This is a genomic window from Henriciella aquimarina, assembly GCF_002088975.1.
Lineage (GTDB): Bacteria > Pseudomonadota > Alphaproteobacteria > Caulobacterales > Hyphomonadaceae > Henriciella > Henriciella aquimarina.
Genome location: NZ_NCST01000041.1, coordinates 126,063 through 147,640 on the forward strand (window position 1 = coordinate 126,063; position 21,578 = coordinate 147,640).

Annotated in this window: 16 protein-coding genes; 5 read left to right on the forward strand and 11 right to left on the reverse strand. The window is 61.8% G+C overall.

Annotated features, from left to right (window positions below):
• Nucleotides 1–132 precede the first annotated feature (132 nt).
• Nucleotides 133–1,950 (reverse strand): N-acyl-D-amino-acid deacylase family protein, encoded by a 1,818-nt coding sequence (locus B8784_RS06960; RefSeq protein WP_084396871.1) that lies wholly within the window; start codon nt 1,948–1,950, stop codon nt 133–135.
• A gap of 471 nt (nt 1,951–2,421) precedes the next feature.
• Here B8784_RS06960 and B8784_RS06965 point away from each other — a divergent pair, with 471 nt between their 5' ends.
• The 3 genes from B8784_RS06965 (at nt 2,422) to B8784_RS06975 (ending at nt 7,116) form a co-directional block, all read left to right on the forward strand.
• Complete coding sequence (locus tag B8784_RS06965) at nt 2,422–4,488, forward strand: hydantoinase/oxoprolinase family protein (RefSeq protein ID WP_158085616.1); 2,067 nt, start codon at nt 2,422–2,424, stop codon at nt 4,486–4,488.
• Nucleotides 4,481–6,259 (forward strand): hydantoinase B/oxoprolinase family protein, encoded by a 1,779-nt coding sequence (locus tag B8784_RS06970; protein WP_084396873.1) that lies wholly within the window; start codon nt 4,481–4,483, stop codon nt 6,257–6,259. Before B8784_RS06965 ends, B8784_RS06970 begins: the two co-directional genes overlap by 8 nt.
• A 191-nt stretch (nt 6,260–6,450) precedes the next feature.
• On the forward strand, nt 6,451–7,116 hold the full coding sequence (locus B8784_RS06975) for a TetR/AcrR family transcriptional regulator C-terminal domain-containing protein (RefSeq protein ID WP_084396874.1): 666 nt from the start codon (nt 6,451–6,453) through the stop codon (nt 7,114–7,116).
• A gap of 40 nt (nt 7,117–7,156) precedes the next feature.
• On the opposite strand, the gene B8784_RS06980 is transcribed toward B8784_RS06975, so the two are convergent.
• The 8 genes from B8784_RS06980 to B8784_RS07015 form a co-directional block, all read right to left on the reverse strand.
• Nucleotides 7,157–7,858: a TetR/AcrR family transcriptional regulator gene (locus B8784_RS06980; RefSeq protein WP_084396875.1), complete on the reverse strand. Its 702-nt coding sequence runs from the start codon at nt 7,856–7,858 to the stop codon at nt 7,157–7,159.
• 334 nt (nt 7,859–8,192) lie between these two features.
• Entirely contained in the window at nt 8,193–9,374 is a 1,182-nt protein-coding gene (locus tag B8784_RS06985) for an acyl-CoA dehydrogenase family protein (RefSeq protein ID WP_084396876.1), read from the reverse strand.
• A 412-nt stretch (nt 9,375–9,786) separates the two neighbouring features.
• Nucleotides 9,787–12,039 carry a TonB-dependent receptor gene (locus B8784_RS06990; protein ID WP_084396877.1) on the reverse strand — a complete coding sequence of 751 codons (2,253 nt, stop codon included), beginning with the start codon at nt 12,037–12,039 and terminating at the stop codon, nt 9,787–9,789.
• A 442-nt stretch (nt 12,040–12,481) separates the two neighbouring features.
• Entirely contained in the window at nt 12,482–13,384 is a 903-nt protein-coding gene (locus B8784_RS06995; RefSeq protein ID WP_084396878.1) for a polysaccharide deacetylase family protein, read from the reverse strand.
• A 112-nt stretch (nt 13,385–13,496) separates the two neighbouring features.
• Nucleotides 13,497–14,129, reverse strand: coding sequence for a VOC family protein (locus B8784_RS07000; RefSeq protein ID WP_084396879.1), 633 nt, complete (start codon nt 14,127–14,129; stop codon nt 13,497–13,499).
• Between the two features lie 249 nt (nt 14,130–14,378).
• The gene (locus B8784_RS07005; RefSeq protein WP_084396880.1) at nt 14,379–15,008 is read right to left on the reverse strand and encodes an FMN-dependent NADH-azoreductase; all 630 of its coding nucleotides are present in this window, start codon (nt 15,006–15,008) and stop codon (nt 14,379–14,381) included.
• Nucleotides 15,009–15,332: 324 nt separating this feature from the next.
• The gene (locus B8784_RS07010) at nt 15,333–16,298 is read right to left on the reverse strand and encodes a PDR/VanB family oxidoreductase (protein ID WP_084396881.1); all 966 of its coding nucleotides are present in this window, start codon (nt 16,296–16,298) and stop codon (nt 15,333–15,335) included.
• A gap of 244 nt (nt 16,299–16,542) precedes the next feature.
• On the reverse strand, nt 16,543–17,631 hold the full coding sequence (locus B8784_RS07015) for an aromatic ring-hydroxylating dioxygenase subunit alpha (protein WP_158085617.1): 1,089 nt from the start codon (nt 17,629–17,631) through the stop codon (nt 16,543–16,545).
• A gap of 58 nt (nt 17,632–17,689) precedes the next feature.
• Between B8784_RS07015 and B8784_RS07020 the strand changes: the two genes are divergently transcribed.
• Nucleotides 17,690–18,712: a helix-turn-helix transcriptional regulator gene (locus tag B8784_RS07020; RefSeq protein ID WP_158085618.1), complete on the forward strand. Its 1,023-nt coding sequence runs from the start codon at nt 17,690–17,692 to the stop codon at nt 18,710–18,712.
• Between the two features lie 18 nt (nt 18,713–18,730).
• On the opposite strand, the gene B8784_RS07025 is transcribed toward B8784_RS07020, so the two are convergent.
• A complete protein-coding gene (locus B8784_RS07025) occupies nt 18,731–19,339 on the reverse strand; it encodes an NADPH-dependent FMN reductase (protein ID WP_084396884.1) in 609 nt (202 codons plus the stop codon).
• A gap of 178 nt (nt 19,340–19,517) precedes the next feature.
• Nucleotides 19,518–20,258, reverse strand: coding sequence for a hypothetical protein (locus B8784_RS07030; protein ID WP_143435341.1), 741 nt, complete (start codon nt 20,256–20,258; stop codon nt 19,518–19,520).
• A gap of 1,047 nt (nt 20,259–21,305) precedes the next feature.
• Here B8784_RS07030 and B8784_RS07035 point away from each other — a divergent pair.
• On the forward strand, nt 21,306–21,578 hold a 273-nt coding region (locus tag B8784_RS07035; RefSeq protein WP_143435342.1), incomplete at its 3' end, for a transposase.

Consider the following 21,578-nt stretch of genomic DNA (forward strand, 5'->3'; position numbering starts at 1 on the left):
CATGCACATTTTTCATGAAATGTAACTGCTTAATCCGGACGCTGCCTTTTTCTTGTGCCGTTTGTGGCGATAAAGTCACTTTTTTGGGCAGGCGACCCGGCATCTTCCGGGGCCCGCCCTCTCCGCTATTCGCTATCGGTCCGCGCTTGTGCCGGCGCCGGCAGAATCACCTCCGCCAGGCTCTGTCGTCTTAGAAGAAGAAGCCCCCGCAACAGGCCCTGTTTCATCCCAGCTCCGGACGCTCGCCCGGCAGCCGCCATCTTCATGGCCAAGCCAGCCGCGGCCCCTGATAGCCCGGCCCGGCAAGGCGCCCGTCGGCTCGCCATCCCGCAGGGCGGCAACACCATTGACGAAGACCGTATCAACGCCGGTGGAGAACTGGTGCGGCTCGATATAGGTCGCATGATCCTGCATTGTCTGCGGATCGAAGATCACGAGATCCGCGCGGTAGCCCTCAGCCAGGACGCCGCGATCCTCGAGCGAGAGCACGCCGGCCGGCAGGCTCGTCATCCGGCGCACTGCCTCGGCGACCGACATAACATCTTCTTCGCGGACATAATGCGCGAAGACCCGCGCGAAATTGCCATAGCTGCGCGGATGCATGCCGCTTTCGAGGAAGGCCCCGCGCGGCGCCATCGCCACGGCATCGGAGGCGAAGCTGACATAAGGCTTGCGCATCACCTCCAGCAAATTGTCTTCCGACATGGTGAAATAGATCGCTTCCGGACGCCCCTCCTCCTTGATCAGGAGATCGAGCACCGCGTCTTCAGGGCTGACGCCCCAAAGCGCCGCGATCTCGTCGATCCGCATCCCGATCAGGGGTTTCAACGTTTCCTTGCTGGCGACGACCAGCATGACATTCTCCGGCCCGCCGGCCAGCGCCATGACATTTTCCCAGTCGGCATCCGGATCGCGCATCTCGGCGATGACCCGGGCGCGGATCTCATCATCCTGCAGGCGTTCGATCATCGCTTCGGTGCCGCCGGCCTGTACCCATGGCGGGACGGACGCGCCGAGCGTGGTCCCCGACGCATTGTAGAGATACATGTCCGCGGTGACGGTCATCCCGTCCGCGCGCGCGGCATCGATCGCGCCAAGGGCATCGGCCATTTTCGGGAAGTTCTGCTCGCCGCCGACCTTCAGATGGAAGAAGTGGATCGGCGTGCCGGTTTCCCGGCCGATGGTCAGCGCTTCGTCGACGCTTTCCAGGAAGCGGTCGCCCTCGCTGCGCAGATGGGTCGCATAGATGCCGCCGCACTGGCCCGCCTGACGCGTCAGCGCGATCAGCTCGCCGGTCTCGGCATAGGCCCCGGGCGGATAGATGAGAGACGAGGCCACGCCCATGGCGCCCTCTTCCATCGCCTCGCGCAGGAGCGCCTTCATCTCGTCGAGCTCCTCGGCGGTCGGATCGACATCCGCCTTGCCGAGAACGTTCATCCGGATCGTCGCCGCCCCGGCATAGGAAGCCACGTTAATCGCGATCCCGCTCTCTTCCAGCGTGTCGAGATACCCGCCAAGCGAGCGCCAGCTGACATCATAGGCGATACTGCCCTGCGCGGCCGCCATATCCTCGGCCATGGTATCGGTCAGCGGCCCCATGGAAACGCCCTCGCCCATGACTTCCAGCGTCACGCCCTGGCGCAGGGCGCTCTCACCGAACCCATCATAGAGCAGCGCCTCGTTCGACCAGCTCAGCAGATTGATGAAGCCCGGCGCGACCGCGAGGCCGTCGGCATCGATCACGTCCCTTGCCCGGCCCGGCGCATCGTCCCCGACAAAGGCGATCCGGCCCTCTCTGAGCGCGACGTCGCCAGCCCGCCCCGGTCCGCCAAGCCCGTCATAAATGACGGCATTCTCGATCAGCACGTCATAGGTCTCCGCGGGCTCCACGCTCTGGCAGCTAACCGCAAGAAGCAGGGAGGCGGGGAGAATGGCTCTGGCGACGTTCATCTGGCGGGGCCTCTCAGTGAAGCGGTTTGATACGGCGCGGCAGAGCGGGCATTTGCCGTAAGCGCGCCCGCCGCCTCGTCTGGACGCGTGGGCCGCAAGCCCTGAAAACGCATAGCGCCGCAGTCTCTGCCCGCAGCATGGCATCCCCCCCCGGGACGGCTTGCCTGTCGGGGCCAAAATCTATTCCTTCCGGGCCTGCCGCAGCGGGCCAGGCTCAGCACAAGGGGGCCGGCACCGAGATTCTTCCCTGCCCCGGACGCCTCATGACGCGTGGGCTTCAAACCACCCGGGAGCCGCCCTCTTCCTTGTTTTCAGAGGTGTTTCGACGCCTTCCCGGCCCTGTCGCCATCACCGGACAGGACAACCGCGCCAGCCTGCCGGAAACCGTAACGCGCATGCCGGATTGACAATTAAATGAACTACAGTAAAAAAATACTCATTACGGGAATACCACACCATAGGGAGGACTATATGGCCAAGTTGGTTGGCGTGGATATCGGCGGCACATTTACGGATCTGCTGAGCATCGACGATTCCGGCGAAGTCTCCTTCGCCAAGGCGCGCAGTACGCCAGGAGACCTCACGTCCGGGATCCGGTCATGCATCGAACAGGCGGAGATTCCGCTCTCCGACGTGAAGACCCTGCTGCACGGGTCGACGGTTGTCATCAATGCCGTCCTTGAGAGGAAAGGCGCCAAGACCGCCCTTCTCACCACCGAGGGCTTTCGCGACGTGCTTGAGATCGGCCGCACGAACCGTCCTGAAAACTACAATCTTTTCTTCCAGAAACCGGAGCCGTTCGTCCCCCGGGAGCTGCGCTTCGAAGTCACCGAGCGGATCGGCCCGGATGGGGGCGTGATCAAGCCGCTGGACACCGGCGCCCTGGAAGATATGGCCAGGAAGCTCAAGGACGCCGGCGTCGAAGCGCTCGCGATCTGCTTCCTGCACGCCTACGCCAATTCCGATCATGAGGAAGAGGCCCGCAACGCGCTGCAGGCGCTTCTGCCCGACATGTACATCACGACCTCGAGCGAAGTGGCCCGCGAATGGCGCGAATTCGAGCGCTTCTCGACAGCCGCGATCAACGCGTTCGTCGGCCCGAAGGTCAATGACTATATCGACGATTTCGAAGGCTGGTGCCACGACTCCGGCTTCGACGGAAACCTCTACCTGATGCGCTCGAACGGTGGTGTCATGTCGACGCCTCTGGGCCGCAAGATCCCCGTCACCATGGTCGAGTCCGGCCCGGTGGCCGGAATGATCGGCGCCGGCCAGCTCGGCGAAGCCATGGGCAAGCCCCTGGTGGTCGGCTTCGACATGGGCGGCACGACAGCCAAGGCCTCCCTCATTGAGGACGGCTTCCCGCGCATCGTGGAGACCTATTACGTCAACGGCTATGCGAACGGCCACCCCCTGCAGGTCCCGACCATCGAGGTCATCGAGGTCGGCACCGGCGGCGGCAGCATCGCGGCCCTCGACCAGACCAGCTCTCTGAAGATCGGCCCGCGCAGCGCCGGCTCGGTTCCCGGACCGGTCTGCACCGGCAATGGCGGCACCGAGCCGACCGTGACCGATGCCAACGCCCTGCTCGGCCGCCTCAACCCGACCGACTATCTGGCCGGGCAGATGACGCTCGACCTGGCAGAGGCCGAACGCGTCATGGAAGAGCGCATCGCCAAGCCGCTGGGCCTCGATGCGACCAAGGCCGCCTCCGGCATCCTGACGATTGCCAACTCCAACATGGCGCTGGCCGTTCGCGGCATCACGCTGGAGAAAGGCGTCGACCCACGCGATGCGACGCTCGTCGCTTTCGGCGGCGGCGGTCCGCTGCACGCCTGCTCGGTCGCCCGCTCCATCGGTATCTCGACCGTGATCGTGCCTCAGATGCCGGCCTGTTTCTCGGCGCTCGGCATGCTGCTCGCCGACATGCGCCACGACCTGGTCCAGACCTGCCCGCACAAGCTCAATGAAGAGGCAATCGACTCTATCAATGAAAGCCTTGCCGAGCTTGAGGCAGAAGGCCGGGAGCGTCTGACGGAATCGGGGGCTTCGGATGACGAGATCGAATGCCTCTTCTATCTCGACCTCTGCTATGAGGGCCAGCAATGGACCCTGCCGACGCCGATCGAGGCCTCGCGACTCGACAAGGTCGCCCTCAAGGCCGTCCGCGAGCGGTTCGACGAACTCTATGAAGGCCGGTTCGGCCACTCCTTCTCGGACCTCGCCGTGAACGTCGTCAATGTCCGTGTCGTGGCGGTGGCCAAACGGGCGCGGCCAAGCTTCCCGCCCGTGCCGGCGCGTACCGAAGGCAAGCTTTCGCCGACCTATCGCAAGGTCTATTTCGACGAACTCGGCTTTGTCGACTGCGCGATCTACCAGCGCAATGACCTCTTCGCCGGTGACGAGCTGGAAGGCCCGGCCATCATCGAGGAAGAAGTCTGCACAACGCTTCTGAACAAGGGGGATCGGGCCACGGTCGATCCGTCTGGAGCGATAATCATATCCGTGGGTCAGGAGAGGAGCAACGGTCATGGCTGATACAGCAATCAAGGAACCCAAGGCGGCAGAGGTCGATCCCATCACGCTGGAGGTCGTTCGCAACGGCCTTCTGTCGACCGTGATCGAGATGACGGAAAATCTCGTCCGGACCGCCTACAGCCCCATCGCCGCGGAAGTGAAAGACTTCTCGCTGTGCCTGCTCGACGCCAATGGCGACGTGATCATGCAGACACCGCACGCCGCGCCGGGCTTCGTCGCCGACCTCGACAAGACCATCAAGACCGGTCTCGACCTGTATGGCCGCGACGGGCTGGAAGAAGGTGACGTCATCGTCGCCAACAATTCCGAGCTCGCCGGCCAGCACCTCAACAATGTCGCGATCTATACGCCCGTCTTCGTGGGCGGCGAGATCGTCGCCTTTGCCGCGGTGCGCTCGCACTGGATCGATGTCGGCGGGGCCGTCAGCGGCTCGATGTCCTCGAAGTCCAAGGACATCTTCGCCGAAGGCATCCAGATCCCGACCATGAAGGTCTACAGTGCCGGCAAGCCCGTGGCGGAAGTCCACCGGCTGATCGAGACCAATTCCCGCTTCCCGGACCTCGTGCTGGGCGACATGCGCGCCCAGATCTCCGCCTGCCGTCTCGGTGAACGCCGGTTCGGCGAGATGGTGCGGAAGTACGGCCTGGACGCGGTCAAGTCCTGCATCAACCGCATCTCGGATGACGCTGAAACCGTTGCGCGCAACGCGATCAGCGCCATTCCGGACGGGGTCTATGAAGCCTCCTGCCACCTCGACACGGATGGCGTGAACCTGGACCAGCCGGTGCCGCTTCACGTCAAGCTGATCATCGAAGGCAGCGAGATGACGATCGACTTCAGCGGCATGTCTCCGCAGGTCGAAGGCCCGTGTAACTCACGCGCGGCCGACACCATCGCCCGTCTCGGCTTCAAGTTCATCACTGCGCCGGGCACGCCGGTCACCTCAGGGGCGTTCCGCAACCTGAAGATCGTCTGCCCGGAAGGCACCATTGTCAGCGCCGACTGGCGTGCCCCGATGGGCTGGTGGGGGATGACCATCAACTCCACCATCGACCTCATGCTGCGCGCCCTCTTCCCGGCCCTGCCGGATGGCGTGACAGCCGGTCATACCGACAATATCGGGGCCGGTGCCGTCTCGGGCGTCGATCCGCGCAATGGCAAGATGTACCAGACGCTCGTGCCCTTCACCGGCGCCTGGGGCGCCACCAGCCAGCAGGACGGCCTCAGCGCCGTCGTGTCTCTGGCTCAGGGCGATGTCCGGATCACGCCGGTGGAACTGCGCGAGGCGATGTTCCCGATCCATATCGAGCAGTTTTCGCTGCGCCCGGATTCGGGCGGGCCCGGCCGCAATCGCGGCGGTCTCGGGGCGATCATGGTGACGAAGGCTCTGGCGAAGTGCAATTACGACTCCCGCTATGAGCGCACCTTCGATCCGCCATGGGGCCTTGCCGGCGGCAAACCCGGCAAGATCACGGAGACCTACATGACCCATGAGGGCTCCGACGAGAAGATCGACCTTCCGCTCACCGCCCACCAGTTCGTCTTCGAGAAGGGCGACACCGAACACCTCTATGGTGCCGGTGGCGGCGGGTTCGGCAATCCGTTCGAGCGCCCGGTCGAAAAGGTCCAGGACGATGTCGTGAAGGAATATGTCAGCCTGGAACAGGCCCGCGAGTCCTATGGCGTCGTGCTCGATCCCGACACGCTCGAGGTCAACGCCGCCGAGACCGAAGCCCTGCGCAAGAAGCTCATGGACTCGGCTGCCGGCTAAACAGGGGCTGGCCGACCCGCCACCTCAAATCCGGATAATTTTCGGGGGGCGAACCGCGTTCGCCCCCCGTTTTTCGTCTTGCCCCCGGCCAGGCAAGTCTCATCCAATGCATTGATAATCTTACGCCTGTCATTACAAAGCATCGGTTTCATCGGGTGCTTTCCGCATCTGACGACGCAATGGATGACTGAATGGCAGACACTTCCCCGCCCAAACGCCGACGCGGCCGCCCGCCCCGCATCAGCCGGAAAGCCATTGTCGATGCCGTGATCAAGCACGGCTCGGACCCGACGCTGGCGGCGATTTCCCAGCAGCTGGGCGTAACGCCGCAGGCGCTGTACCACCATATCAGCAGCCATTCCGACCTGGTCGAACTGCTGCTCAAGGAGATCGTGAACGCCGTCGGTGTGCCCGATCCGGAGGGGCAGACCTGGCATGACTATGCCATCGATCTCGGGCTTTACATGTACAAGGTCTATTCCGCCGTGCCGGGCCTTGCCGAATATGCGCTGAGCACGCCCTGGCGCGAACCGGTGATCTATCAGAGGCAGGAACGCCTGCTCGAAATGGCCGAGGCCGACGGCTTCGATCCGCTCAAGGCCTTCTGGGCCTCACGGGCCATCGCCGATTTCGTGCATGGCTGGGTCTCGCGCGAGCACAGGCGCCAGCTGGGCTCCAGCGACGCCGATTCCGATGAACGCGATCTCTACAAGAAGATCCCCGCCGACTCGCGCAAGAAGCTGCCGCTGACCGAACAGGGCTTCCATCTGGAATCGATTTCCGAGGAATCCCGCTTCGAATTCACGCTTCGCGCCCTGATCACCGGCCTGGTCGAAACGTCGAAAAAGCAGGACTAGCGCCGCCGGTCAGCGGGTCGCTCCGGCCTGCCCCGAGCGCTTACCGCCAGGGGTCCTGCCACCACTCCAGGCAATCGAGCGCCAGCCCGCGAATATAGATCGAGGTCTTGCGAACCAGATCGGTCGCATCCTCGGGGGCCGCGCCCAGGGCGCAAAGGATCGTCGTGGTCAGCTCTTCGACATAGTCGCGCCGGCGCTCGCCTGTCTGGTGGACGGAGCGGATGCCCTCCAGCGTTGCGCCGAGAACCAGGCTGCGCATGGCATCGAAATTCCGGATCTCTTTTCCCTTTTCCTGCAGCGCGCCTCGAAGGTCCCGGTCGATCCCGCTGAAAACATCGGCATTTTTCCGCATCTGGAACGCGCGTGAGACGAAGGAGCCCCATGCCGGGTCCACGGCGCTGCGCATGAGAAACATCTGTATGCCGATCGCGGCCCGTTCGATCGGAGGCTGATCGAGCGTGATCATCTTTTCCAGGCTGACGGTCATCTCATCCAGCATGGACTCGCCGATGGCGTCGGCCGCGTCCTGGACGGAGTCGAAATGCTTGTAGAAGGTCGCCCGAGAGACGCCGGCCTCGGCACACACATCCTCAACGGACGGCAGTTGCAGGGTCGGGCTCAACGCATAGGCGGTCACGATGGCGTCCTGAAGGCGAAGACGCATGCGGTGACGCCGCTCTGCCGCGACGCGAACCCGATGGTCTTCTGCTTCCGGAATCACTTTGTCAGCGGCTGTTTTCATGAGGTCAAGCTACCGTCGATGCGCAATGGGGTCCAGTGCAGGCATTCGTCGCACCCGGCGGCTAGTGCCTTAAAACTTGGTCACTCTTTCAAGGTCTGTGCCATCAGGCCGCGGGCCATATCGGGAATGGCCCCATGAAGACCCTGCCCGGCCAGGTTTATCCCGGCAAACCCGTCCATGGCCGCGCCGCGGAAAGGGCAGTCATCATGTCTATTCTGACGACACGGCAGCGCCCATACCGTCAGACTGGCAAGGACGGTATGGGCGCTCTGGCCGTGATCCGCGGGAGCGCCACGGGAAGGAGACGCTCAGCGGACACATCGGACCAGCCCGGTCAGATAAGCGGGTGCGTGAACGGCAGGTCGAGATATTGCCGGCCGAATTGCTCGCGCGTGATGTCCCAGTCAACAAAGGCGTGCGAGCAGACCATGTTGAGGTCCCGCCAGATCCGCTGCAGCGGCTGGTCGGTATGGAAGTTCGACGATCCGGCCACGGACATCATCTTGTTGACGGTGTCGCGGCAATGGTTCGAGGTAAAAGCCGTCTGCCCCTTGGCATAGAGCCGGTCTTCGACCGTGAACGGACGGCTGTGCATGATCTTCTCGGTGCGCTCGAACGCCGCCCGTGCGAGTTCATTGGCCACCTGCGTGGCGACCTGGAAATTGCCGAGCAGGATCTGGGTGTTCTGCTGGTCCTTCACGACGCTGCCGCTGAAATTGCGCACGCGCTTGTCGACAATGGCCTCATAGGCCCGCAGGGCGCCCGTCAGGGACCCGGTGATGACTGGATAGAAGGTGCAGTAAGCGAGCATCAGCAGCGGCACGGAATAGAGCGGGTTCTCGTGCAGGCGCGAGCCTTCGGTCGGCCCGGCAAACACCTCGTCCATGTCCAGCGACAGATGATCGGGCACGAAGACCTTGTCGGCGACATAGTCATTGCTGCCCGTGCCGGACATGCCGATAAAGTGCCAGTTATCCTGCACATCGACATCTCCGACCGGCATGAGGAAGGAGCGCTGACCCAGGTCGGTCATGCCCGACATCATCACCCAGTCGGCATGCATCACACCCGAGCCCCAGAGGGCCCGGCCGCTGACTTCCCAGCCACCGTCGACCTTGCTGGCCGACAGGTTCGGCGCCGTGGCCGCCGGCAGCAGCACATAGCCATTCTTGCCGTAGAGCTCCTCCTGGGTGCGCTTGGGATATTTGCCGATATAGATGTTGTGGACGATGTAGAAAGCCGCGATCCACCCGGTCGACGGGCACGCCGCACTGATGATCGAGACAACCTCCTGCATGGTCGAGAGGCTGGCTTCCGAGCCGCCCCACTTCTTCGGCACGAACATCTGCACGATACCGGCATCGATGAGCTCCTTGATGGAGTCGTCATGCGGTTTGCGGCGCTTGTCGGCCTCGGCGGCGCGCGCCTGGATCCCTGGCGCCAGATCCCGCGCGCGCTGGATCAGTTCGGCATCGCTTGGCGCGGCTTCGACCCTGGACGTTTCAGCTATGGACATTTCAACTCCCTCTCTCTTGTTATCCGGCTCCTGCAGAGCCCTTGAGGCCGGAACCCCAGATCAGACAGCGCGCCGGTCTCAGGCCTGACGGCTGCTCGACGGTCTTCCGGATCGGCCGATCGCCCCTCGGGCAAACGCAGGCGCTGATGTTGCGCCAACCTCAGAAAACACAGTTTGTATATTCTGAAAAATGGCGACCCCTGTCAAGCCTTGAGAAATGCTTTCACCATGATGCAAAAGGCAGCCGGCCAAGCCTGCCGGGAAACCGATCCGGGAGAATGGGCATGGAGAGGATAAGGCGCGCCACCGCCGAGGGGCTGGCGCATCCGTGGGCAAGTACGGACACGCCCACCCGCATAGCAGGCCTGGAGAAAAAGCGCCCCGGCGATCAATCGTCCGGGGCGCAAGTGCATCAGAATTCCTTCGACAGGGTGATGCCGTAGGTGCGCGGCGGCGCATACGCCGCCGGGTCCTTGAAGAAGTCGCCCTGCAGGAAGGTGAAGTAGCGGTCGTCCGTCAGGTTCTTGCCCCAGAGCCGGATGCCGAGCCCATTGTCGAACTGATAGCCAAGCGAGGCATTCACCAGCTCATAGCTTGGCTGCTCCAGCCGGTTCTCCGGGTCGGAGTAATAGCCGGAATTGTGGTAGTAGCTGGCCGCCAGCGTGACCGCGCCATTCCCGGCCCGGAAAGTGTAGCTCGGCGCCACACTGAGCGTGAGCTCAGGCGAACGCTGGGTCTCGTTGCCGCTCAGATCGGCCGAACCGACGATGAAGCCGAAGGGCGGGTTCGGATTCGGCGTATAGGTCGGCCCGTTCGGGAATTCCGAATACTCGCTGTCGATATAGCCGATGCCGCCGGCAATGCGCAGCCCGTCCATGGGCGAGAAGACGAAATCGGCATCGACGCCCTTGATCTCGGCGGCCGCCGCATTGATCACGAACAGTGAGCCCTGCCGGGTGATACTGACGGCCAGATCCTTGTAATCATAGTAATAACCGGCAATGTTGAAGGTCAGCCGGTTCTCCATCAGGGACGTCTTGAGACCGATCTCATAGGCATCCAGCACTTCCGGCCGCACCGCCGCCTGCGTATCCGCCGTGCCCGGCTCGGCCACATTGTAACCGCCGCTCTTGAAGCCACGGCTGTAGGAGGCGTAGCCCATGATGTCGTCGGTGAACTTGTGATCCAGGATCGCCCGATAGGTGAACTTGTCGAAGTCATCCTCCAGGGTGAACTCCCCGCCAGGGACATCGAATTCCGGCACAACGCTTGAGCGGATCGTCTGCTCGATGGATTCGAATTCGTACTCATCCAGCGTGTAGCGAATGCCGAGCGTGAGGCTGGTATCCGGCAGGAAGCGATACGTCCCTTCCGCGAAACCGGAATAGGAGTTCAGCGTCTGCTTGTCCTCGAACTGGTAGACCGCCGACTCGTCGCCGATCGAGGCCGGGTCGAAGATGATGCCCGTCAGCGTGGCCGGGTCGTACTTGGAAATGGCGTTGAGGTAATACACCCCCGTCACCCACTCCAGAGGCCCGTCCGTGTTCGAGACCAGGCGGAATTCCTGCGAGAACGTCTTGGTCGGGGAATCGAGATCCAGCGTGAAGAAAGTGATCGGGCTGGCATCCTGATCGAGCAGCGTGTTCATCTCCGTGTTGCGGTAGGCGCTGACGCTGACAAGATCGGCAAAGGACATCTCGTGATTGACGTGCATGCTGAGGCCAGCCTGCTGGATCTCCACGAGATCGTTGCCGTCGGTCGCCGTGTTGTACTCGCCGGAGAAGGTCGTGCCGCCAATGCCGACCGAGCCGGGCAGCACGCCGAGATTGGCGCCCATGTCGGACTCGGAGTCGGAATAGTCGGCGGCGAGCTTCACGCTGGTCTTTTCGCTCAGATTGATCAGCATCTGGGCGCGAATGTTCCAGTCCTTGCTCTTCTGGGTTTCGACGCCCGTCAGGACAGACTCACCATAGCCTTCACCCTGGTCGCTGCCGGAGACGGCGATGTTCGCCGCGATATTGTCGCTCAGCCCGCCCGTGGCGTAGAAGCTGCCTGAGATCGTGTCGTAATTGGCATAGCCGGCTGTGACCTTGCCGGACGGTTTGAACTCCGGCTGCTTGGTCTTCACCTGGATGACACCGCCGGTGGCATTGCGGCCGAACAGCGTGCCTTGCGGCCCCTTCAGCACCTGCACGCTTTCGATATTGTCCAGCGTGAAGAGCTTGGCGTTCGGCGATGCATAATAGACATCGTCCACGTAAATCGCGATAGGCGACTCAAAGCCGGCCCCGCCTGACGAAGAGCCGACACCGCGCAGGAACGGGATGGCGGCAAAAGGCTGCTGGCCGAAATCCAGCGACGGGGTCACCACCGTCAGCAGATCGGTGCTGTCGACACCGATCAGGTCGGCCTGGGCACCGGTGATGGCGGAGACCGCAATCGGCACATCCTGCAGGCGTTCGTCGCGCCGGCGGGCCGTCACAATGACCGCGCCGAGAGTCGACTCTTCATCCTGAACATCCTGTCCAGTTTGTTCGCCGGCCGTCGGCATCGGATCGGCCTGAGCCAGTTGCGTGCCTTCGGCTGGCGGCGCACTGGCCCCGGCGGTTTCCGTCTCGGCATGGGCCATGCCGACCGAAAGCGCGAGCGCCGATGCACCCAGCAAGGCGCATTTGTGGTGTATAGTCAGTCTGCTTTTTCATATTTTCCTCCCTCTTCCCGCACCTTGCAGCTATCTGGCACGCGAAACCTGAAGCCCCCGATTTGTTCAGGAGCGAAATTTTTTGTCGTTTTTTCTTGGCGAAACTCGCCGAATACTGTCGAAACTCTTCCCCAATATGAAAAGGATGTCAAATAGGCAAAACCTCAAAATGCGAGAAAATCTATATGATTTCCACACGCCGTGAGGCCTGTTTACCTGCATCACTCCGATCCAGTCAGGGCATCTACCCCCTGCCCTGGAAAGGCATGGAAGCGCCCTGGCGAAACGAGGCGCGGCCCCAAGCGGCCGCCTAATTCAACATTGAGGAAATTGTCCCCTTTCGTAAAATTTGTGTCCTGTCCTCCTGCCCCTTTGTCCCCCGGGGCGCGGTAAAGCCAAGCCAGCCTCACTGCCTGAGACTGTCGGCAGCCTTTTCGCGGAAAGTGTCGTTCATCGCCGTCGGGTCGAAGTCGTCCCCGAACTTGCGCATCTCAGGCGTCGGGAATTTTTCCGGCTGCGCCAGCATCCACTCGGCGGCTTCGCCCATGGTCGGCGACCAGACCCGCTCATCCGATTTGAGATCGACCACCAGCTTCTCGAACGCGGCCTCGCGCTCCGGCGTGTTGAGCGGCGTCGTGACGTGGCAGGTCAGCGACTGGCAATCCTTGGCCGCCAGCGTGTCTTCCCGCGTGCGGCGGAACCCGTCGATCATGCGCTCCCAGTCCGGGGCATCCGGATCGACGTCGGGGTGCGCAAAGTGACCGGCCACGACCGGCAGGTAATAGGCAATGTCGACCGCCTTCAGCGCCACCGGGATGATCCCGAGCCCATTGCGCGTTCCGGCCACGCCGCCAACCGGCGAGACGTAGCGATAGCCCATGGACAAGGCGAGTTTTTCGGCGAACTCGGAACTGATCGCGCCCGGCATGCGGAAGCCGGTCGGCTGGATGCCGATCTTTGTGAAAGCCTTGGTCGCCTTGGTCAGGAGCGCTTCCTGGTCGCTCTCCGAGAGCCTGTACCAGGTTTCGTGGCAATAGGCGTGACAGGCGACTTCATGGCCATCCTTCGCGATGGATTCCACAGCGTCCGGATACCGATCCGCCGTCCAGCCCTCAACGAAGAAGGTCGTCTTGAAATCGTTGCGGCGAAGCACATCCAGGATGAAGGGCAGCGTCTTGAACACGCTCGGATGGTTTCCGAAAGGCTCATCCTTGGGCCACACGCCCTGCTCGATCTCGCCGGGCTCGCCCAGATTGTCGAATGTGAAGATGAACGCGCCATCTTTGTTCTGCGGGCCCCATACTCCCATGATACACTCCCCCTGTATGCCGCCGCGACCCGGTCGCGGCAGCTTACAGTTCCTTACGTTTTGAAACGGCGGCCTATGCGCGGCCGCGAGGCGTCAGGCCGGGCTTACCGGCCTACCAGCGGCGCCCGTTCTTGTGCCATTCCTCGATCCGCTCATGCGCCGCTTTAGGGTCGATCAGCGTGTCGAAGTGCGGACGGTGGTGGTTCACTTCCAGCATGAAGCCGTCGGGATCCTCAAGATAGAGCGACAGCGATTCATCGTGCGGGATGTAGAAGCAGTTGATACCGGCTTCCTTCGCGCGCTTCTCGACGTCGCGAACTTCCTGCTCGCTGCGCAGCTGGATGGCGAAGTGCCATTGCAGGGCATCGCCCGGCATCTCGTGGAGTTCCGGGCCGGTGCCCTCTTCCAGCTCGAAGAAGGCCAGCAGCGAGCCGTCGCCCAATTCGAAGAAGAAATGCATCATGTCGAAAGGCTTGTCATAGGGCGGCATCGCCGTGAGCTTTTCGACAACGTCGGTCCGCACAAGCGGAAGACCGACGACTTCTTCGTAGAATTTGGTCGTGACGCGCGCATCTTTCACGCGCAGCGCGGTGTGCGACAGGCCTTGTGCCGGATTCGCGTCGCGCCGGATCTTGTCGAGGCGCTGATCTTCGGGCGAACGGGTCGCGTATTCCCGCTCCTTGTCGAAGTCTTCGTGACCTTCTTTCAGGATCGGGTTTGCTGATGTTGCTGCTGTATCCGCCATGCTTTTTCCTCCGTGATCTTTTGAGCGGGAGAGGGATCAAGCTCGGGAAAATCCCGTCGGGCCCGCATGTTCATCAGGGTAATAATAGACACCCTGACTGCTCCAATATTACCGGGCAGGCCGCCCCTACGTCAATTGTTTTTTTAATATCCTACAAATAATTTCGCGGGTCAGAAACTGATCAGGGAATATACATCCGGTTTCATGCGACCACCGGACCACCCTGCTCCTTTCCAACCCTCCGAAAACTTACGAGGGCTGAACCGAAACACGCTTGTCGAGCAGGGCCAGAAGCTCCGTCTCCGCCTCGGCCATGCCCTTCGCGCGGGCTTCCTCGCTGATCGCCAGCCCCTCGGCATAGACGAAGGTCACATCGTCAAATCCGACCATGGTCAGGAACTGCGTCAGGAGCGACGTCATCGGGTCGGCCATGCCTCTTTCATAGATCCCTCCGCGCGAGGTCATGATGTAGGCATGCTTGCCGCCCAGATGGCCGATGACCTCGCCTTCCGGCGTGTAGTGGAAGGTCTCGCCGGCCCGGGCGATGTGATCAATATAGGCCTTGAGGGTCGAGGAGACCGTCAGATTGTACATGGGCGAGCCGATCACCACGGTATCGGCCGCGCGCAGCTCGTTGATCAGCTCGTCCGACATGGCGATGACGGCGTTCTGCTCCTCGGTGCGCTGCTCGGGCGGCGTCATGAACGCGCCGAATCGCTCGGCGGTGATATGCGGGACCGGATTGTAGGACAGGTCGCGGACGGTGACCTCGCAGCCGGGATAAGCTTCCTTGGCGGCTTTCACGAACCGGTTGGCCAGCTGAGTCGATGCGCCCTCATCATGGAAGATGCTCGAATTGATTTGCAAGATATGCTGCATGTTTCATCGGCCAAAGGGCGAACCGTCAGGAAGACCGATCTGAAAACACCGCCCATGCCAGCCCCGCACACCCTGGGCTGAACCGCCTCGACGAGGCTCAAGCAGGCATTTTCCAACCTCCCGCAGTTTCCTTCGACCCTCCCTCTTTTTGGTTTATTTTTGCTCATTAGAAAATTCATTGCCCGAAGTAAAGAGGCAGCTCCGGCCCAGCCATCCGGGGCCGGGCGCGCTTTTCGCCATGTCCGCCTGCCCTTCCCCTGCCGGAAATACTTCAATCTTCTTGCCATAACTGGCCGCGCGAGACCGGCCATCCTGCCGGCCTGCTTACAGGTCCAGAACCAGGTACGGCGTCAGCGCCCGCGAACAGCAGACCGTCATCACATTGTTCGCCTCATGCTCGCGGCGCGTCAGGAAGGAATCGCGATGATCCGGCGTGCCTTCCAGAACGTCCACGAGGCACGTGCCGCAGATCCCCTGCTCGCAGCTGACCGGAACCTCGATGCCATTGTCCTCGAGCACATCGACGATCGAACGGTCGGCCGGAACGGTCAGCTCAAGCCCGGACTTTGCCAGACGCACCTGGAAGGCGCCGCCCGCCTCCTCGGCCTGCGTCATGGGCTGGAAGGCTTCGTAATGGACCCGTGCCGGGTCCCACCCCGCACGCCCGGCCGCGGCCTGAACCGCCTCGATCATGCCGGTCGGCCCGCAGACATAGAGATGCGTTCCGGGCGCACTGGCCGCGATGACCGCATCGAGATCGATACATTGCGCCGCCGGGCCGTCATCGAAGTGGAAATGGATCCGCCCCTGATACTTGCCGCTTTCCAGGAGATCGAGCAGCGCGGCGCGTTCGCGTGAGCGGGCGCAATAATGAAACTCGAAAGACTTGCCGCTTTCCAGAAGCTGCTCGGCCATGCCGAAAATCGGCGTAATGCCGATCCCGCCGGCCAGGAGCAGATAGTCCGGCGCATCCATCCCGAGCGCGAAACTGTTGCCCGGGCTGGATATACGAAGCGTATCGCCTTCCCGGACCGTCTCGGCGATGGCTTTGGAGCCGCCGCGCGATTCAGCGTCCCTGAGTATACAGATCGTGTAATGGCTACGGTCGCCGGGCGCGTTGATCAAGGAATATTGCCGGATCAGCTTGTCGGCGATCTCAACATTGATGTGCGCCCCCGCACTGAACGCCGGAAGATCGCTCCCGTCCGGCGCCACCAGCCTGAGCCCATAGGTGTCTTCGGCCTCCAACCATTTCTTTTCAACGAGGACGTCCATCCATTCGAGGGTCATGCTTGATAGTCCACTGGCGGATGCGGCGCCGCAGGCGAGACAGCTCCCGCCCTGCACTCGGCACACATCCTTTTTCCTGACGGCCGGAAAAGGCGAAACCTGTTGCCCTGTCTGGCAAGGGTTCTGACAGGAAGGCGGCCTCCGGCCTCTAGCTCACCCATCCGGCAAACCGCCCAGCCTGCCGGATGGAGAGCCTCCTCATCCTGTCCGGCGAAAAGCTGCCGGCCTGTCCCTTGCAGCCTGCTTACTCCGCGGCGACTTTCGCCTGTTCCTGCTCATCCTGGATGAGCTCTTCCAGGCGCCGTCTCGCCTTCACGGCAACCCCATCGGTCGGCAGCAGGACAGGCCGGAGCGAGAACAGATCCGACGTCTCCCCCATATAGGCCTGGCAGTCCTCGACGATGGGGCCGTCCTCATCGATGATCGTCTGCAGAACGATCCCGAGGACGCGGTCGGCTGCCTCCTGATCCTCGATATTGGTGTCCCAGCCAATGGCGAAGAAGTAGTAGCAATTGAACTCGTCGATGGGCGTGAGGAAGTGCATCACGATCATCGTCGCCGGGCCTTCATTCGAGCCCCGCTCGGACAATTCGAGCGTCAGACGCAGATTGGACGGCGCATACCAGGTGATCCACGAGTGCAGGTCGGTCATCTCATAGTCGACGATCGGATCCCACAGCGGCGGCTTCGGCTTGTTTCGCATCATCTGGTGGGCGGTCATGGTGTCCTCGGTTTCCTCGAACCAGACTTCCTGCATGACCTCTTCGCCACCCTCCGAGGGCTTGCCGGTCTTGCTGACCTGCCAGCGGTCGGCAGAGCCTTTCCCGAACACCGTCTCCGGGTGAAGGAACTGGGCGTGGGTCAGGTCGAGCAGGTTGTCGACAACCAGCATGTAGTTGCCCCCCACCGGGTGATAGCCGGTCCGGCTGACGAAGGTCTTGTCGGCCAGGAATTCCGTCTCGATGATCTGCTCGGGATCGGCCTTTTCCGGCTCGCCCATCCAGATCCACAGGGCCCCGCCGCGCTCTTCCAGGATGAAGGCATCCGTCTTCGCCGAGCGGGGGATTTTCCCTTCGCCATGCGGGTTGAAGACGCATTTGCCGTCGCCGCCGAACTGGAGCCCATGGTAGGGGCATTCGAGATTTTCGCCCTTTATTCGGCCCTGGTGGAGCGGCGCAAATCTATGAGGGCACTTGTCTCCGAGCGCGATTACTTTGCCGCTTTCGGTGCGATACAGGACGATCTCTTCGCCGAGTATTTTGCGGTGAACCGGTTTATCGGCAACCTCGGTTGACCAACCAGCACAATACCAACTATTTCGCATGAATGACATGTGTATTCCTCCCATACGTCTTGTTTTGTTGAGAGGAATGATATCGGACCCGAAGGGCATGCAAAGTCGTTCAAATGAACCACGTGCGCAGCTGCACGTCCCAACAGCCCAGACACTGTCCGGTCTGCTGCTGGCGCTTTACGACGCCGCCAGGACCCCCGCCGTCACAGCGTTTCAGGACGAAGCCCTCACCATAATCTCACGCATCATTCCCTTCGACGCGAGCATCTGGGGCATCGGCACGGTGGGCGGCGAGAAGACCGATGTCCAGGGGGCCCACCTGCGCAATTTCGGACAAGACACAGTGGATTTTCTGAACCGGAAGGATGCGCAAAACATCGTCGGCCAGGCCCTGCGCGAACAGCCGGGCGTGGCCCATATCTTCTCGGCCAGGGACGTGTTCCACGACCCGCAGACCGAATATATCTGGCGCCATATGGGCGGGGTCCGGCAGGTGCTCTGTCATGGCTCGATCGACCCGAAAACCGGCTTGATGAGCTTCTTCGCCATTGCGCGCCGCGATGACGACCACCCTTTCACGCAGACCGACAGGCACTGGATCGAGATCCTCGCCCCGCACCTTGAAGCCACGCTTCAGATCTGCCGGGTGTCGGAACTCCAGCAGCTGATCTCGCAATCCAGCCCGCTGCACACCAGAAGCGCGGTCTCGGATGCGCGCGGCGTGCTGCACATCGCCGAACCGGGCTTCGCCGAACTCCTGCGTGAGGAGTGGCCCCAGTGGCGCGGCCCGCACCTGCCCGAGGAGCTGACGGATCTTGCCGCCGCCCCCGACAGGGAAGAAATGGTCAGGAACAATATCACGATCTCGGTAACCGGGGTGGCCCACCAGCGGATCATCACCGCCCGGCGGCGTCCGGCCGTCGACCGGCTGACCGCGCAGGAAAAGGCCGTTGCGCAGGCTTTTGCGCAAGGCGCCTCCTACAAGGAGGTGGCTCAGAAGCTGGACCGCTCACCGGCGACGGTGCGCCATCACCTGCGCTCGATCTACACCAAGCTCGGCGTTCGCGATAAGGGCGCGCTCGCGCGGATCATCTTCGAGACGGCGGGCACGCCGGACTAGGCCGGCCCGCAAGGGCCTTTAGCTGCCCGCCGCATCCTCAAGCCGGCAGGCCTGGCGCTGCATGGCGAACTCCACCACCTCGCCGGCCAACATCTCGATCTGGGCCTGAAGCCTCGCCGTCAAGGCCTGCCCCTCTGCGTCGAAGCCGCCCTCGATCGTGTTGATCGCCAGGCCGAACGGCGTCGGCCAGCCGCGCAGGGCATGCACCACATTACGCAGCGCCTGCAGGGTACCGACCGCGCCCTGCCAGCCCGCGCCGGTGGCAATGATCCCGACGGCGCGCCCCTTGAAATAGGGCTCAGCGTCCTTGCTCATATCCTCGACATAATCGAGGACGTTCTTGACGTAGCCCGAGAAGGAGCCGTGATAGCCGGGCGAACCGATGATGATGCCATCGGCCTTGCGCAGCTCTGCAACAAGCGCTTCAGCCTCGGCCGAACGCTCCGGCTTTTCCGGCGCGTAAAAGGGAAGATCGAGAGCCGGCCCGGCAAAAACCTTTGTCTTCGCGCCCAGCTTTTCGGCAGCCGCCGCGGCGAGACGCAAGGCTTTCTCGGTCGAGGAGTTCGGCCTGAGCGCCCCGCCCAGGACCACGATGTAAGGCGTTTTTTCCGTCGGTTCTGCCCGCATTTTTCCTCTCTCCCTCAGATTAGGCGACCGTCCTTAGCCTCTTTTGCATATAGATGAAACGTTTGGTTATAAATTTTCGCTGGGGCAGACGAGAAAAAGGCCGGAGCTCCTTGCATGAACTCCGGCCTATCCTGTCGTGACAGCGGTGGAAACAGGCCCCGCCTGAAAGACCGGACGGTCAGTCCTCCGAAGGGCGATATTCCTGTGTAATCGCTTCCCACATGAAGGTATCCCCGACATGCTTGCCCAGTTCGCTGGGGAAAGGCCGGGTGCCGGCTTGCGGGCCCTCGCCGGGCGGCCGGGTATGGGTCGTCAGGAAATCGTAGCCATGATCATTGACCTCGTAGAAGGTCAGCAGGTCATAGGGCGGCTGCGTCTCCGCGGTGTCCTTGTGAGCGTATTTGAACTCGAGTGCCTTGAAGGCCTGGGTGCAATGGAAGATGTCCATCTTGATCATGTCGTGGACATGGTCTGCACCCCACTCCGGCCAATCTTCGCGGTTCCCGCTCGTGTCGGTCAGCACCGTCACGAAGCGCTTCTTCGAGATCGGCAGTTCCCGGACAGCATGGTATTCCGGCGTGATCGCCTCCCACAGATACTCATTTCCCGTATAGCCGCCGAGCGGGGTCGGGAATGGCGCGCTGTCGGCCATGGGCGGAGAGCCCTTGGGACGCTCATTGGTCGAGAGGAATTTCATGCCCTCTTCATCGACTTCATACCATGTCATCAGGTCATAGGGCGGCAGGGTCGGAATGACCTCGCCGTGCTCGAACGAGAATTCACGCCGCCGCACAAAGGCCTGGGCGGTCAGGAAGCCCGGCACCTTGATCATGTCGGCCGCATGCTTCTTCGCCCATTCGGTCCACGCCTCGGTCTCGTCGCCGGCATGGATCAGGACCATTACGATGTATTTTCTCAATTGCTTCCTCCCTGCATGAGAACTTCTAAGCGTTCTTGAGGGGTATTTTTTACTTATATAAGAAAATAGTCAACCGGATCGTGAAAGAAGGTGACCGGACACGCTTCCAGCGCTCCTCGCAGGCACTGCAGTCATGAGTAATCATGCAGGAAATTATATCCGCTGACAGATAATCAGTTATCGGTGTATTGCGGAAAATATTCAGGCCGAAACAAGCCCGCCGCCAATCGGAATATGCCCGGCCTCACGGCCTATGAGAGGCGACACCCCGGAGGCGATTATTCCCACTCGATAATGAAAGAGAGACAATAATTTCATTAAATCAACTTGTTATAATCTTGTGGATAAAACTGTACCGTCACTAAAACCGGCAATTGCGGTCCCTACTATTTCGCCTCATGCAGTGATGGAATCGCGATAAATGGAGAGCCATCATGGAGAGACTCCACAGGGGACAGGATCTACATAACTGAGCCAAGACCTCGCACGCCGTCAGCAAGGCAGTAGAGCGATCGCAGGCTTCGATCGCGGAATTCGTCGAACAGAATGGCGCAGACCCGAAGACGGTGCGCGAATGGCGGAGCCGGAAGAGCGTCGAGGATGCGCCAATGGGGCCAAGATCAGTGTGCTCGGCGAGCCTGTGGGTGACGGAAAAGGCAGGCTGTGACGCTTTCCGCACGCACGCTCGTGACGCTCGATAATTGTCACTACGCCCTGTAAGTCTCGATTCCGCATCTGAGCCGCACCGGCTGTTACAGCGCAACAGCATCTCGCGTCTACCAGACACCGAAGGCGGCAAGTCGAAGAAGATGTTCGTCTATCCCATTGGCTATGTCCACATCGACGTTATTGACGTACGCACCGACAGGCAAACTCTTCACGTTCGTCGCCCCCGGCCGGATTTAAAAGCCGCCTTCGTTCAGCTGCATGAGCGCGCCATATACAGACGGCCGCCGACTTACTCAATGATCTCATCGACTCGATGACCTATGCGATCTGAACCGCGCCGGGTTTGCCGGAGGCCATTTTCATTGAGAGAGTGGTTTTATGACAGACAGGAAGCAGAGACATCCTTACTCGCCAGAGGTGCGTGAGCGAGCCATTCGGATGGTGATGGAGCATGGCGGGGAGTACCCGTCGCAATGGGCAGCGATCGTCTCGATTGCCGGCAAGATCGGGTGCGTGCCGCAGACGCTGCATGGCTGGGTGGCGCAGGCCGAGCGGGATGCCGGCAAGCGGGCGGGACCAAGCACCGAAGAGCGCGAGCGGATCAAGATGCTTGAGCGCGAAGTGAAGGAGCTTCGCCAGGCGAACGAGATT